8 protein-coding genes and 1 pseudogene are annotated in these 15,507 nt (G+C 69.9%); 5 read left to right on the forward strand and 4 right to left on the reverse strand.

Annotated features, from left to right (window positions below; translation table 11 throughout):
• Positions 1 to 771: pseudogene (locus ABZY11_RS27130) on the forward strand (hypothetical protein); the annotation flags it as partial.
• A 153-nt stretch (positions 772 to 924) separates the two neighbouring features.
• Here ABZY11_RS27130 and ABZY11_RS27135 read toward each other — a convergent pair.
• Entirely contained in the window at positions 925 to 5,937 is a 5,013-nt protein-coding gene (locus tag ABZY11_RS27135) for an NAD-glutamate dehydrogenase (protein WP_356481643.1), read from the reverse strand.
• A 389-nt stretch (positions 5,938 to 6,326) separates the two neighbouring features.
• On the opposite strand from ABZY11_RS27135, the gene ABZY11_RS27140 reads away from it, so the two are divergent.
• Positions 6,327 to 6,896 (forward strand): DJ-1/PfpI family protein, encoded by a 570-nt coding sequence (locus tag ABZY11_RS27140; RefSeq protein ID WP_356481644.1) that lies wholly within the window; start codon positions 6,327 to 6,329, stop codon positions 6,894 to 6,896.
• Positions 6,897 to 6,946: 50 nt separating this feature from the next.
• On the opposite strand, the gene ABZY11_RS27145 is transcribed toward ABZY11_RS27140, so the two are convergent.
• Together ABZY11_RS27145 and ABZY11_RS27150 are read right to left on the reverse strand one after the other, a co-directional pair.
• On the reverse strand, positions 6,947 to 7,618 hold the full coding sequence (locus ABZY11_RS27145) for an HAD family hydrolase (RefSeq protein ID WP_356481645.1): 672 nt from the start codon (positions 7,616 to 7,618) through the stop codon (positions 6,947 to 6,949).
• A gap of 80 nt (positions 7,619 to 7,698) precedes the next feature.
• Positions 7,699 to 8,205 (reverse strand): hypothetical protein, encoded by a 507-nt coding sequence (locus ABZY11_RS27150; RefSeq protein ID WP_356481646.1) that lies wholly within the window; start codon positions 8,203 to 8,205, stop codon positions 7,699 to 7,701.
• Positions 8,206 to 8,496: 291 nt separating this feature from the next.
• Here ABZY11_RS27150 and ABZY11_RS27155 point away from each other — a divergent pair, with 291 nt between their 5' ends.
• A complete protein-coding gene (locus ABZY11_RS27155; protein WP_356481647.1) occupies positions 8,497 to 8,925 on the forward strand; it encodes an Rv3235 family protein in 429 nt (142 codons plus the stop codon).
• Positions 8,926 to 10,576: 1,651 nt separating this feature from the next.
• Here the strand turns inward: ABZY11_RS27155 and secA are convergent.
• Positions 10,577 to 13,396, reverse strand: a complete 2,820-nt coding sequence (gene secA, locus ABZY11_RS27160; RefSeq protein WP_356481648.1) for a preprotein translocase subunit SecA — start codon at positions 13,394 to 13,396, stop codon at positions 10,577 to 10,579.
• A 239-nt stretch (positions 13,397 to 13,635) separates the two neighbouring features.
• On the opposite strand from secA, the gene ABZY11_RS27165 reads away from it, so the two are divergent.
• The gene (locus tag ABZY11_RS27165) at positions 13,636 to 14,208 is read left to right on the forward strand and encodes a GNAT family N-acetyltransferase (protein ID WP_356481649.1); all 573 of its coding nucleotides are present in this window, start codon (positions 13,636 to 13,638) and stop codon (positions 14,206 to 14,208) included.
• Between the two features lie 121 nt (positions 14,209 to 14,329).
• Complete coding sequence (locus tag ABZY11_RS27170) at positions 14,330 to 15,505, forward strand: crosslink repair DNA glycosylase YcaQ family protein (RefSeq protein WP_356481650.1); 1,176 nt, start codon at positions 14,330 to 14,332, stop codon at positions 15,503 to 15,505.
• Positions 15,506 to 15,507: the final 2 nt, after the last annotated feature.

The following is a 15,507-nucleotide window of genomic DNA, read 5'->3' on the forward strand; positions in this document are numbered from 1 at the left end:
CCGGCGGCGAGCGGTCCGTGGCCGGACACGGTGCCGCCCGTCCACGGCACGGGCGCGAGCACCGGACCGTTCCCGGCGCAGCAGCCGCCCCCGCAGGCCCCGGCGACCGGTCCCGTCAAGGCCCGCAGCGGACGGCCGGCCCTGCTGATCGCCGCCGTGGCGGTCGCGTTCGCCACGGGCATCGGCGGCACCGTCTGGGTGCTCGACAAGAACTCGGACGACGGGAACAACCAGAGCGCCGACGACAAGGGACCGGCCCCGCAGCGGTCCGGGCAGACCGGCACGGACGGTGGGTCCACCACACCCGATCCCGCCGGTTCGCCGTCCGGCAGCAAGTCGAAGAAGCCCGTGGGCCCCTCGTACACCTTGGTCTTCCAGGACAAACCGCTGACGCTGCGCACCCCGTCCGGCCTGGACTGGACGTACGTGGACCTGGACGCCCCACGCGTGGACCCCACCGCGGAGATCGACTCGGAGGATCTCGAACTCAGCGCGGGGTACGACACCCTGAGGCTCGACCGGGCCCTGGGCAAGGCGAGCGGCGCCTCTCCCGAGGAGTGCCGGACCGCCGCCGAGCAGAACCCCCTGCCCAGCTCGGTCCCCAGCGAGACCCTGATCAAGGACAAGACCATCGCGGCGGGCGACCTGATGTGCAGCGTGACCTCCGAGGGCAATCTCGCCCAGTGGAAGATCTCCGACGTGGTGTTCAACGACGACAAGGAGCTCCCGACCTACGAGGGCTCACTGACCCTCTGGAAGATCAACGGATAGCCGCCCGCCCCCACAGCCGCAGCAGCACCCGCTCCTGCGGCTCCCCACCCGCCGGCAGCGCCGCCGCCCGTGAGCGGGTGGCGACAACGGGCAAAGGAAGAGGAGGCGGCTGCCGGACGACCCGGCAACCGCCTCCCCTCAGATCACAACCGACTACGCGTGCGTACGGAGCAGGGTGCGCATCGTCCGCATCGCCACCGACAGGTTCGCCAGGTCGAACGCGTCCGACCCCTGGATCTCCTCAAGCGTGGAGCGGGACCGGGTGAGGATCGCCGCGTTCTTCTCCTCCCACGCCTTGAACCGCTCCTCCGGGGTCGAGGTGCCGTTGCCCACCGGCAGCACATCCGCGGTGAGCGCGGCGTGCGCGGCGTACAGGTCCTCGCGGATGGAGGCGCGGGCCATGGACTGCCAGCGGTCGGCCCGCGGCAGCTCGATGATCCGGTCCATCAGCTGGGTGATGCCCAGCCGGTCCGCGAGGTCGTAGTACACCTCGGCGACGGAGAGCGGGTCCTTGCCGGTGCGCTCCGCGATCGCCACGATGTCCAGCGCCGGGAAGGCGGAGGAGAATCCGGCGACCCGCTGGGCCAGCTCGCCCGGCACGCCCGCCTCGGTGAGCTCGTCCAGGATCGACTGGTACCACTCCAGGTCGGCGCCCATCAGCATCTTGGGCAGCTCGGCCCAGACCTGGTCGACGCCCGCCTTGAAGAAGTCGATCGTCGCGGCGATCTCCAGCGGCTGCGGCCGGTTGCCGAGCAGCCAGCGCGAACCGCGCTCGACGAGCCGGCGCGAGTGCAGCCGGATCCGGGTCTGCACATCGGCGGCGACCTCGTTGTCGAGCGCCTCGACGGCGTCCCACACCTGGCCGAGGCCGAAGATCTCGCGGGCCGCGAACTGCGCCCGCACGATCTCCTCGATCGAGGCACCGGTCTCTTCCCGCAGCCGGTGCAGGAAGGTCGAACCACCGCTGTTCACGGTGTCGTTGACCAGGACCGTGGTGATGATCTCGCGCCGCAGCGCGTGCCCGTCGACCGACTCGGGGAACTGCTCGCGCAGTTGCTGCGGGAAGTAGGCGTGCAGCAGCTTCTGCAGGTGCGGGTCGTCCGGCAGGCTGGTCTTGATCAGTTCCCGGGCCGCCGTGATCTTGGTGTACGCGAGCAGCACGGCCAGTTCGGGCTGGCTGAGCCCCTTGCCGGCGTTGAGCAGCTCACGGATCTGGCGGTCGTTGGGCAGGAACTCCAGCCCGCGGTCGAGGTCCCCGTCGCGGCCCAGCCGGCGCATGAAGCGCTGGTGGGCGTGGAGCAGCGAGGGCGACTGGGCCGTGGCGTTGGCGAGCGCCACGTTCTGCGCGTAGTTGTTGCGCAGTACCAGGCGGCCGATCTCGTCGGTCATCTCGGCGAGCAGCTTGTTGCGCTGCTTGACGGTCATGTCGCCGTCCCGGACCAGACCGTTGAGCAGGATCTTGATGTTCACCTCGTGGTCGGAGGTGTCCACACCGGCGCTGTTGTCGATCGCGTCGGTGTTGATCCGGCCGCCGCCCCGGGCGAACTCGATCCGGCCGAGCTGGGTGGCGCCGAGGTTGCCGCCCTCACCGACGACCTTGGCCCGCAGGTCCTCGCCGTTGACCCGGATCGCGTCGTTGGCCTTGTCGCCGACGTCCGCGTTCGACTCGGCGGAGGACTTGATGTACGTACCGATGCCGCCGTTCCACACCAGGTCCACGGGGGCCTTGAGGATGGTCTGCATCAGCTCGGCGGGCGTCATCTTGGTGATGCCCGGCTCGATGCCGAGCGCCTCGCGGATGTGCGCGTTGACCGGGATGGACTTGGCGCTGCGCGGGTGGACGCCACCGCCCGCGGAGAGCAGGCCCTTGTTGTAGTCGGCCCAGGAGCTGCGCGGCAGCTCGAACAGCCGACGGCGCTCGGCGTACGAGGTGGCGGCGTCCGGGGTGGGGTCGATGAAGATGTGCCGGTGGTCGAAGGCGGCGACGAGCCGGATGTGCTCGGAGAGCAGCATGCCGTTGCCGAAGACGTCACCGGACATGTCACCGACGCCGACGACGGTGAAGTCCTCGGTCTGGGTGTCGTGGCCCAGCTCGCGGAAGTGCCGCTTCACGGACTCCCAGGCGCCGCGGGCGGTGATGCCCATGCCCTTGTGGTCGTAGCCCGCGGAGCCGCCGGAGGCGAAGGCGTCGCCGAGCCAGAAGCCGTACCCGACGGCGACCTCGTTGGCGATGTCGGAGAAGCTCGCGGTGCCCTTGTCTGCGGCGACGACCAGGTAGGTGTCGTCCTCGTCGTGCCGGACGACGCCCTTGGGCGGCACGACCTCGCCGGCCACCATGTTGTCGGTGATGTCGAGCAGCGCCGAGATGAAGGTGCGGTACGAGGCGATGCCCTCGGCCATCCAGGCGTCACGGTCGACGGCCGGGTCCGGGAGCTGCTTGGCGACGAATCCGCCCTTGGCGCCGACCGGCACGATGACGGTGTTCTTCACCATCTGCGCCTTGACCAGGCCGAGGATCTCCGTACGGAAGTCCTCCCGCCGGTCCGACCAGCGCAGCCCGCCTCGGGCGACCTTGCCGAAGCGCAGGTGCACGCCCTCGACGCGCGGCGAGTAGACCCAGATCTCGAAGGCCGGCCGGGGCGCCGGCAGGTCCGGGATGGACTGCGGGTCGAACTTCATCGAGACGTACGGATGCGGCTTGCCGCTGTCCGCCCGCTGGAAGAAGTTGGTGCGCAGGGTGGCCTTGATGAGAACCAGGAAGGACCGCAGGATCCGGTCCTCGTCGAGCGAGGCGACCTGGTCCAGGGCCCCGTCCAGCTCTTCGAGGAGGCCGTCGGTCAGCTCGGTGCCGGCGCTCTGCCGCTCCGGGGACATCCGGGCCTCGAAGAGCGAGACCAGCAGCCGGGTGGTGTGGACGTTGTTGCGGAGAGTGCTCTCCATGTAGTCCTGGCTGAACGGCGAGCGGGCCTGGCGCAGGTACTTCGCATAGGCGCGCAGCACCATCGCCTGGCGCCAGTTCAGACCGGCGCCCAGCACGAGCGAGTTGAAGCCGTCGTTCTCGGCCTCACCGGTCCATACGGCGGCGAAGGCGTCCTGGAAGCGGTCCCGGGCGTCGTCGGCGAGGTAGTTGCCGCTGCCGTTGACCTGCGGCATCCGGAGCCCGAAGTCGTAGATCCAGGCGTGCGTACGGTCCGCGCAGCGCAGCTCGTACGGGCGCTCGTCGACGACCTCGACACCGAGCTGCTGGAGGGCCGGGAGCACGGCGGAGAGGGAGACCTGCTCGCCGGTCCGGTAGATCTTGAAGCGGCGCTCGCCGGGGGCGGCCCCGACCGGCTCGTACAGGCTGAGGGCGAAGTCCTTCTCGTCCTGCTTGAGCGCTTCGAGGTGGACCAGGTCGGCCACGGCGGAGCGCGGCGTGTGGTCGGCCTTGTAGCCCTCGGGGAAGGAGTGGCCGTACTGGCGCAGCAGCTCGGCGGCGCGTTCCTCGCCGCACTCGGCGCCCAGCGCCTCCTGGAAACCGTCGGCCCAGGAGCGGGCGGCCTCGACGAGCCGGGCCTCGATGCGGTCGGCCTCGGCGTCGGTGAGGTCGGGCAGCTCGGTGCCGGGTGCGACGCGGACGACGAAGTGCAGCCGGGAGAGGATCGACTCGGTGTTCCAGGCGGTGAAGTCGACGCTGGTGCCGCCCAGCTCCTCCTTGAGGATGTCGATCAGGCGGAGCCGCACACCGGTGGTGTAGCGGTCGCGCGGCAGGTAGACGATCGCGGAGTAGTAGCGCCCGTACTCGTCCTGGCGCAGGTAGAGCCGCAGCCGGCGGCGCTCCTGGAGGTACAGCACGGAGGTGACGACGGAGCGCAGCTGGTCGACGGGCGTCTGGAAGAGCTCGTCGCGCGGGTACGTCTCCAGGATCTGCAGCAGGTCGCGGCCGTCGTGGCTGTTGGGCGAGAAGCCCGCGCCCTCCAGCACCTCGGCGACCTTGCGGCGGATGACGGGCACCCGGCGCACGGACTCGGTGTAGGCGGCGGAGGAGAACAGTCCGAGGAAGCGGCGCTCACCGATGACGTTGCCGTCCGCGTCGAACTTCTTCACGCCGACGTAGTCGAGGTAGCTGGGGCGGTGGACGGTCGAGCGGCTGTTGGCCTTGGTGAGGATGAGGAGCTTGCGCTCCCGGGCCTTGGCCCGGGCGTCGGCGGGCAGCCGGTCGAAGGACGGGCTGACGGGGTGCGCCTCGTCGACACTGTGGTGCGGGTCGGAGCGCAGGATGCCGAGGCCGGTGCCGGGGACGGCGGCCAGCGAGTCGGTGTCCTTCAGCTCGTACTCGCGGTAGCCGAGGAAGGTGAAGTGGTCGGCGGCGAGCCAGCGCAGCAGCTCCCTGGCCTCGTTCACCTCTTCGTCGGCGAGGTCGTCGAGCGGCTCACCGGGCAGGTCGTCGGCGATGCGCAGCGCGGCGTCGCGCATCTTGTCCCAGTCCTCGACGGTCTCCCGTACGTCGGACAGCACGCGCAGCAGGTCGGCGGTGATCTGCTGGAGGTCGGCGCGGTCGGTCTCGCGGTCGATCTCGACGTGGATCCAGGACTCGACGAGCGCGTCGTGCGGCAGCTCGCCCTTCGTGTCCTTGGTGCCCGCGGCGTCCTTGCGGCCCTGCGCGCCCGTCGCGATGCCGTTGCCCTCGGCGAGCACCTCGATGAGCTTGCCGGTGACGTCGCGGCGTACGACGACCTGCGGGTGGATCACGACATGGATGCCGCGCCCCTGCCGGGACAGCTCATTGGTGACGGAGTCGACCAGGAACGGCATGTCGTCGGTGACGACCTCGACCACGGTGTGGCTGCACGTCCAGCCGTTCTCCTCGACGGTCGGGGTGTGCACCCGGACGTTGGCCGTGCCCTGCGGGCGCATCTCGGCCAGCCGGTAGTGGGAGGAGGCGGCACCGAAGACGTCCACGGGGTCGCGGCCCGCGATGTCCTCCGGAGCGGTGTGCAGGTAGTAGCGCTGGAGGTAGGAGAGGAGCACGTCCTGTCCGGGACGCTCCTGCCCGGCCCCGGTGGCCGCAACATGCACCCGGGAGGTACCGCCCGGGCCACCGACACCACCGCCCGGGCTGTTGTCAGCTACCTTGGCGGCCCGTGCGAGCAGCTCGGCCTTGGCTTCGTCCAGCTTGGTCTGCATGTCCTCTGGCTCCTGTCGCGCGCCGTTGCGTGACGTAGGTGAAAAAGACGACGTACCGCCACGACACGGGGTTTCCGGTCTGAGTCGACGCTATGCCGCTATGAGAGATGCCTGGGGCCGAATTTGCCATTTTTGGCAGTCGGGCCGGGCTGTGGGAATCAGCGACGGCCCGGGTGCTGTGGCACTCCGGGCGCAGGCCGGGGGCTTCGCTGCCCCCGAGGCGTATCGCGCTGATCACGGGGTCCAGGCTATATCGCCCGCCCCCGTGACCGTCACGAGCCGTTTGTGTAAAAAGATGGGCCCGAACTTTGACACTCTGGACAGCGCGCGGGTCCGTATTGCCGCACTCTGGTAGACGGAACAGGCCGACGAACCGTGGGAGCCCCGCCATGGCACCGAAGATCCTGATCGTCACCGGCGACGCCGCCGAGTCCCTGGAAGTCCTCTATCCCTACCAGCGGCTGCGCGAGGAGGGGTACGACGTCCATATCGCGGCCCCCGCCCGCAAGACGCTCCGCTTCGTGGTCCACGACTTCGAACCCGGCTTCGACACGTACACCGAGAAGCCCGGCTACACCTGGCCCGCCGACCTGGCCTTCTCCGAGGTGAACCCCGGGGACTACGTGGCCCTGGTCGTCCCGGGCGGCCGGGCACCGGAGTATCTGCGCAACGACGCCGAGCTGCGCAAGATCCTCAAGGCATTCTTCGACTCGGACCGGCCGGTGGCCCAGATCTGCCACGGTCCGCTGATCACGGCGGCGGTCGGTGCGCTGGCCGGCCGGCGTGTCACCGCCTACCCCGCGCTGGAGCTCGACATGCAGACGGCGGGCGCCACCTTCGAGGACCATGAGGCGGTGGTCGACGGCACGCTGATCTCCTCCCGGGCATGGCCGGACCACTCGGCGTGGATGCGCGAATTCCTGAAGGTCCTCCGCACAAAGGCCCCGGTGACCACCTGACCGGTCCGCCCGCCCAGCCCCCTGCCCTGCTCACTGCCGCCCGGCCGCTGCTATCGGGCCATCTGCTCGGCAAGGTGCGCGGCCTCGGCGAGACTGTCCACCACCGGCACCCCGGCCGCCTCCAGACTCGCCCTGCTGTGCGACCCGCCGGTGTAGAGCACGGCCTTCGCACCGACATGGGCCGCGGCCACGGCGTCGTCCACCGCATCACCGATGACCACCGTGTGCTCGGCGGATATCCCGCCCAGCGCGGCGATGTGCCGCTCCATGTGCTGGGCCTTGCTGCCGCCGGACGGCCCGGTGCGCCCGTCGACCCGTACGAAGTGCCGCTCGATGCCGTAACCCCGCACCACGGGGACCAGCTGGTCGTGCCCGTACATGCTCAGGAGGGACTGGCTGCGCCCGGCCAGCCGCCACTGAGTGAGAAGCTCCTCGGCACCTTGGGTGAGCCCGCAGGCGGCCCGCCGCTCGGTGTAGTGCCGGTGGAAGATCCCGTCCATCCGCTCCCACTCGGCCTCCGTGGGCAGCCTGCCCATCAGCCGTTCGTAGAAGCGGGGGATGGGGATGCAGTACATCTCGCGGTACTGCTCAAGCGTGATCGGCTCCAGGCCGACCTCGCCGAACGCGGCGTTCGTCGCGCCGATGACCGCGTCGTTGTCGTCGAGCAGTGTGCCGTTCCAGTCCCAGACCAGATGAGTGCGGTGCTTCCCGTGCGTCCCCATGCATAGAAAGTACCCGCCGCCTCCGACAGCGTTCGACATATGTTCGACAACGGCTCCCGACAGCTCCCGGCCTCTCCCCCTCAGTCGATCAGGTTCGGGATCTCCTGGATGCCGAACCACAGCAGCTCATGGTCCTCGGCGCCGTCCACGGTGAACTGCGCGTCGTCGTCACCGAGGTCCGCCGCCCCCAGCGCCGCGGCGGCGGCCGTGACGTCCTTCTTCGCGTCCTCCGCGTCGACATGCACCGCGGCGGCCTTGGCGAGCGCCACGGGGGACGCGATCCGCACCTCGCCGAGCGAGGACGGGTCGAGGCTGTGGTCCGGGTCGGCGACGGCCGCGCCGTCCGGCACTTCGACGGCCACGACGACGCGCCTGCGGACCGCGTCGGGGTTCTGCGCGATCAGGCGCAACGAGGCGGAAGCGGCCCGGTTGAGCGCCGCGTACTCCAGCTCCTCGATGTCGTCCGAGACGTACCACTCGCGCAGTGCGGGGGTCACCGCGTACGCGGTGAGCGGACCGGGACCGATTTCGCCCGCCCGGTGCGCCGCTGCGAGACCGGACAGGGTCAGGGGGACGTACACGCGCATGGCCGGGCCGCTTTCGTAGTCGGAAACGCCCTCAGGATACGTGCGACGTCCCCCTTTGGGGTCACGTGCACCGATGCCGCTCCGTCCACCCGGCGACCGCCCCTCACCCTCCCTGCGCCCGCCTCACGCCCCGTCCGGAACCGGTCGCATCACCCGGATAGGTGATTCCTCCCGATCGCTCCCGCCGACCCGGTGCCGCTTGCGGCCCCCTCGGCCGTCGCCGTAGAAGGTCCACAGCAGAAGTTACCGCCCGGTATTCGCCGGGCCTCTGAAGCACGGGGGCGTTGATCGATGAGCACGAACAGGACCCGGCCCACTGGACGACGCGACCAGCGCAGGCCCGAAGCCGTACCACCGCAGCGCACCCGGACTCCCCGGCGCGTACGCCCGCACCACTGGTTCGCCGAACGCCTCCTGGCAGTCCTCAGCGGCCAGCGCCCGGTGCACTGGATGCTCGGACACACCATCGGCGAGGCCTACGACCAGCTGGCCGAACTGGCCCCACGCACCCCGCTCCGGGCCCGCGGCGCCCGCCCCGTCATCCGCATGTGCCACGGTGCCCAGCCGGCTCCGGGCGTGGTGGAGGCCTGCGCAAGCATCGCGGCGGGCGAACAGGTCCGCGCGATGGCCTTCCGTCTGGAACAGGGCACCGACCTCCGCTGGCGCTGCGCAGCAGTGGAACTGGGCGACGAACACCTACAGCCGACCCCGACCCGCTAGCCCGGTGTTCCGGTCGTGCCCCGCGCTGCCCGCCCGGAGGACGGGCGGCGCGGGGCACGACCCGGGCCCGGAGAAAACGGGAGCGGAGACAGGGACGGTGCGGGGCACGCACCGGGCCCGGGGCCGGGAGTGAAGACGAGGGACGGGCTGGGGCGGAACAGACACCGGGGCCGACGCCAGACCAGGACCGAGAACGGGAGTGAAAACGGAGGACGGGGCGGAAGCAGGACAGACACCAAGGCCAACGCCGGACCAGAACCGAGAACGGGAGTGAAGAAGAGACCGGGAGTGGAGAACCGGACCGGGGCAGGGACCGGCAGGACCACACCTACCCGTCCCAGCCTCCTCCAGCCCCTTTGGCACGCAAGCAAGGAACTCAACGAGCTGACCCACCGCCATCCCCTGTCCCAACCCCGCCTGACACCTCCCAGCCGCCGCCAGCCCCTCTCGGCTCCTGTCAGCCACCCACCCAGCCGGCCCGCACCCCTCCAGCACCCCTCCAGCACCCCTCAGCCCCCTCCAACCCCGCCCCAACCCCTCCTGACACCTCCCAGCCGCCCGCCAGCCCCGCCCCCACTCCCTCTCGGCGCCTCCCAGCAACCCTCCAAGCCCGGCCGCACCCCTCTGGCGCCTCCCAGCCGCCCTCCAAAACCGGCCCGCACCCCTCCCAGCCGCCAACCCACCAACCCCCCTCTTGCCCCTCCCAGCCACCAACCCACCAACCCCCCTCTTGCCCCTCCCCAGCCCGCCCCGCGCCCCTCCTGGTGCCTCCCAGCCGACCTCCAACCCCACCCCCAATCCCCAGTCCCTCTCGGAGCGTCTCAACCACCCTCCACTCCGGCCACATCCCTCTGGTGCCCCTCAGCCGCCCTCCAGCCCGGCCACACTCCTCCGGCGCCTCCCAGCCACCCTCCAAAAACCCGGCCCGCACCCCTCCGGCGCCTCTGAGCCACCTTCCAGCCCTCTCCAGCCCCTCCCTGGCCCGCCGTCACCCACCAGCCCCACCAATCCCCCTCTTGCCCCTCCCCAGCCACCCATCGGCCGGCCCCACACCCCTGGCCTCCCTCAGCCGCCCTCCAGCCCCGCCCCCTTGCCCCTTCCATCCACCTCCCCCAACTCCTCTTGACCCCTTTTTCAGCCGCCCTCCAACCCGCCTCCAGTCCCTCTTGGCGCCTCTCAGCCACCCTCCTCCCTCCCGCTGCCCCTCCTTGGCCACTCTCAGCCACCCTCCTCCCCGCTGCACCCCTTCTGTCCCCTGCCAGCCACCCTCCAGCCCACCCCACGCCCCTCCGCCCTTCCCTGTCCCTCCCCCGACCCCTTCTCAGCCCCTCCGGCGATTGAGGAGCGGGGTCCGGGGCAGAGCCCCGGTTTCGGGAAGGGGCGGGGAGGGGACAGGCCCGCGCAGCGGCACCCCCCACCCCCGCAGAACAAGCCCACCAACCCCACCGCCGGCCCCACCACCCACCGCTTGCCGCCCATACCAAACAGCCCCACCCCCACAAGGCCAAAAGCCAGAAGCCGCAAGCCACAAGTCGGCAGCCAAGAGCCGGCGGCAACCAAAAAGCCGGGGCCGGACGCCCAAACCACGCGTCCGACCCCGGCCAAACCCCAACTACACCCCAGCGACGTCCAACGACGTCAACGGCACCCGCTACTTCTTACGACGCCGCCCGCCCCCACCGTTCTTCTGGGCCTTGCGACGCTCCGCCCTGGTCAGCCCATCGGACTCGGACCCGACCGCACCGTCGCCGTTGGAGAAGTCGCCCTCGACAACCCCGCCTTCCCCGTCCACCGTGGGCGCGGAGAAGTGCAGCCGGTCCGGACGCTGCGGAGCATCGAGCCCCTTGGCCCGGATCTCCGGACGCGCCGCCGGCACGGCGTCCTCCTTGACGAGCGAGGTCCGCTCGGCCTCGTCCTGCACCGGAACCTCCTCGACCTGCTGCTCGACCTGGACCTCCAGGTTGAACAGGTAGCCGACGGACTCCTCCTTGATGCCCTCCATCATGGCGTTGAACATGTCGAAGCCCTCGCGCTGGTACTCGACCAGCGGGTCCTTCTGCGCCATGGCCCGGAGGCCGATGCCCTCCTGGAGGTAGTCCATCTCGTAGAGGTGCTCACGCCACTTCCGGTCCAGGACGGACAGCACCACACGCCGCTCCAGCTCACGCATGATGTCCGAGCCGAGCTGCTTCTCGCGCTCCTCGTACTGCTCGTGGATGTCGTCCTTGATGGACTCGCCGATGAACTCGGCCGTGATCCCGGCCCGGTCGCCGGCCGCCTCCTCCAGCTCGTCGACGGTGACCTTCACCGGGTAGAGCTGCTTGAAGGCGCCCCACAGCCGGTCCAGGTCCCACTCCTCCGCGAAGCCCTCGGCGGTCTCCTGGCGGATGTAGTCGTCGATCGTGTCGTCCATGAAGTGGCGGATCTGGTCCTGAAGGTCCTCGCCCTCCAGAACCCGGCGACGCTCGCCGTAGATGACCTCACGCTGCCGGTTGAGCACCTCGTCGTACTTCAGGACGTTCTTACGCGTCTCGAAGTTCTGCTGCTCGACCTGCGACTGGGCCGACGCGATCGCCCGCGTCACCATCTTGTTCTCGATCGGCACATCGTCCGGCACATTGGCCATCGACATCACGCGCTCGACCATCTGCGCCTTGAACAGCCGCATCAGGTCGTCGCCGAGCGACAGGTAGAAGCGGGACTCGCCCGGGTCGCCCTGACGGCCGGAACGACCGCGCAGCTGGTTGTCGATACGCCGCGACTCGTGCCGCTCGGTGCCCAGGACGTACAGCCCGCCGAGCTCCTTGACCTCTTCGAACTCCGCCCTCACGGCCTGCTCGGCCTTCTCCAGCGCGGCAGGCAGCGCGGCCGCCCACTCCTCGACGTGCTCGACGGGGTCGAGGCCGCGCTGGCGCAGCTCCGCCTCGGCGAGGTCGTCGGGGTTGCCGCCGAGCTTGATGTCGGTGCCTCGTCCGGCCATGTTCGTCGCGACCGTGACCGCGCCCTTGCGGCCGGCCTGGGCGACGATCGTCGCCTCACGGTCGTGCTGCTTGGCGTTGAGGACCTCGTGCTGGACACCGCGCTTGGAGAGCTGCTGCGAGAGGTACTCGGACTTCTCGACCGAGGTGGTGCCGACGAGGATCGGCTGGCCCTTCTCGTGCTTGTCGGCGATGTCGTCGACGACCGCGGCGAACTTCGCGACCTCGGTGCGGTAGATCAGGTCCGACTGGTCGGCACGGACCATCGGCCGGTTCGTCGGGATCGGCACCACACCGAGCTTGTAGATCTGGTGGAACTCGGCGGCCTCGGTCATCGCCGTACCGGTCATGCCGGAGAGCTTGCTGTAGAGGCGGAAGAAGTTCTGCAGGGTGATCGTGGCGAGCGTCTGGTTCTCGTCCTTGATGTCCACCCCTTCCTTCGCCTCGATCGCCTGGTGCATGCCCTCGTTGTAACGGCGGCCGGCGAGGATACGGCCGGTGTGCTCGTCGACGATCATGACTTCGCCGTCGATGACGACGTAGTCCTTGTCCTTCTTGAAGAGTTCCTTGGCCTTGATGGCGTTGTTGAGGTAACCGACGAGCGGGGTGTTCACCGACTCGTAGAGGTTCTCGATACCGAGCCAGTCCTCGACCTTCGAGACGCCGGGCTCGTGGATGGCGACGGTCCGCTTCTTCTCGTCGACCTCGTAGTCGCCGGTCTCCTCGATGCCCTTGAGCGGGTTGCCCGCCTCGCCCTTGGTCAGCCGCGTGACCAGCTTGGCGAAGTCGCCGTACCACTTGGTGGCCTGGTCGGCCGGGCCGGAGATGATCAGCGGCGTACGGGCCTCGTCGACGAGGATTGAGTCGACCTCGTCGACCACGGCGAAGTTGTGACCGCGCTGGACGAGCTCGTCGGCGGACCACGCCATGTTGTCGCGGAGGTAGTCGAAGCCGAACTCGTTGTTCGTGCCGTACGTGATGTCGCAGGCGTACTGCTCACGGCGCTGGGCCGGCGTCATGTTGGCGATGATGCAGCCGACGGTCAGACCGAGGAACTTGTGGACGCGGCCCATCAGTTCGGAGTCGCGCTCGGCGAGATAGTCGTTGACCGTGATCAGGTGCACGCCCTTGCCGGAGAGCGCGTTGAGATACGCCGGCAGCGTACCGACCAGGGTCTTGCCCTCACCGGTCTTCATCTCGGCCACATAGCCGAGGTGGAGGGCTGCGCCGCCCATCATCTGAACGTCGTAGTGGCGCTGTCCGAGGACCCGCTTGGCGGCCTCACGGACGGTCGCGAATGCCTCGGGGAGCAGGTCGTCCAGGCTCTCGCCGTCCGCGTACCGTTCCTTGTACTCGTCGGTGAGCGCCCGCAGCTCGGCGTCGGAGAGGTTGACGAAGTCCTCTTCGATGGAGCTGACCTGGTCCGCGATGCGGTGCAGTTTGCGCAGGATCTTGCCTTCGCCTGCACGCATGAGCTTGTTGAAGACGGACACTGAGGCTGGTCTCCTTGCCGGTCGGGCCTGGCACTGGGTCGTGTTATGGACTCTGGCGCGGGCACGGCAGGTGGGCCCCACCGCAACGGCCATCGTAAGCGAGGACCCCGCCGCGCCGGGAGGGCTGCCGCCGCGTTGGCCCCGCTGTCCCCTCCGAGTCAACGGCCGGGGAGCTCCGAAGGTGCCGGGAAGTCCGAAAAGTGTTCGCTTCACGAGCGGTACCTCCTCAGAATCCGAACATGGAGCCGATCACCCTCACCAGCGACCGTCTACTGCTGCGCCCCTTCGCCGACAGCGACGTGGACGCGATCCACGCCGCCTGTCAGGACCCGGACATCCAGCGGTGGACCGTCGTGCCCTCCCCGTACACCCGCGCCGACGCGGAACTCTTCGCGGGAAAGCTGTCTCCCGGCGGCTGGCACGACGACTCCATGTACAACTTCGCGGTGGCCCTGCGCGAGAACGGGACCCTGATCGGCGCCCTCGGCATCGACCGCCGCAATCTGCCGGGCACGTACGAGGTGGGGTTCTGGACCGCCGAGGAGCACCGGGGCCACGGTTATATGACGGAGGCGGTGCTGACCGCCGCCCGCTGGACCTTCACCGCACTCGGCGGCGACCGGCTGGAGTGGCGTGCCGAGGTGGGCAACGCCCCCTCGCGTGCCGTGGCGCTGAAGGCGGGATTCCGAATAGAGGGCGAACAGCGGTCGGGCCTGCTCAACAAGGGAGTACGACGCGACTCCTGGATCGGTGCGCTGCTCCCGTCCGATCTCGGCCTGCCGGGCACCCACGCCTACCTGCCCATCCCCTGACCCCGCCGGCACCTGCCGCCGGTCTCCGATCCCGGCGGACCGCGATCCCTCCGCTCTCCGATCCCGCCGGTACCTACAACTCCGCGGCCGGCTGTCAGTGCCTGCCTCTAGGGTGCAAGGCATGACGTCTGTGCCGCCTCCCGCCGCTGAACTCTCCGCCGACCAGGCGCGCAGGATAGCCCTGCGCGCCCAGGGCTTCCTCGGCGCTCCGGACCGCCGGGCCGGGGTTCCGGGTGTGCTGCGGCATCTCGGCGCCATACAGCTCGACACGATCTCGGTGCTGGCGCGCTCGCACGAACTGATTCCGTACGCGCGCCTCGGCGCGGTCGGCCGACGCACCGTCGAGGAGTCGTACTGGTCGGGTGGCCGCACCTTCGAGTACTGGTCGCACGCGGCCTGCATCCTGCCGGTCGAGGAGTGGCCGCACTTCGCCTTCCGCCGCCGCGCCTACCGCTCGCGCCCGCACTGGCACCACGACCTGCCGGACGGCGCGTACGAGACGGTGATCAAGCAGCTGCGCGCCGAGGGCCCGTTGACGGCGACGGAGCTCGGCGGCGCGAAGAACGGCGGGGAGTGGTGGGACTGGTCGGCGTCGAAGGTCGCCGTCGAGCGCGCCCTGATGTACGGCGAGGTGGTGTGCACCGAGCGGCGCAGCTGGAAGCGGGTGTACGACCTCGCCGAACGGGCCCTGCCCGATGACGTGCTGCACGACGACCTGGACGACACGGAATGCCTGCGACGGCTGGTCGCGCTCGCGGGGAAGTCTCTGGGGGTGGGCACCCGGGCGGACATCGCGGACTACCACCGGCTGAAAGGTGAGCAGTTCGACGCGGTGGTGGCGGACTCCGGGCTGGTGCCGGTGACGGTGCAGGGCTGGGCGAAGCCGGCCTGGGCGGACCCGGCGGCGCTGGCCTCGGAGCCGCGCGGGCGGCACCGTACGACGCTGCTGTCGCCGTTCGACTCACTGGTCTGGGAGCGGGCGCGCACCGAGCGGATCTTCGGTTTCACCCACCGCCTGGAGGCTTACGTACCCAAGCCCAAGCGGGTCCACGGATACTTCGCGATGCCGCTGCTGGCGGGCGGAAAGCTGCAGGGCCGCGTCGACCCGGCGCGGGAGGGCAGCACGCTGGTCGCCCGGCAGGTGTCGCTGGCAGGCGGGAAGGCCGTGGCGCCGATGGCCGAGGCGCTGGTGGAGGCCGCGTCCTGGGTCGGTTGCACAGATGTCCGGCTGGAGCGGGTCGACGCACCGGAACTGCGCGGACCGCTCGCTCAGGAAATCGCCCGCGCCCTGTCCTGAGC

Source organism: Streptomyces sp. NPDC006510, assembly GCF_040611955.1.
Lineage (GTDB): Bacteria > Actinomycetota > Actinomycetes > Streptomycetales > Streptomycetaceae > Streptomyces.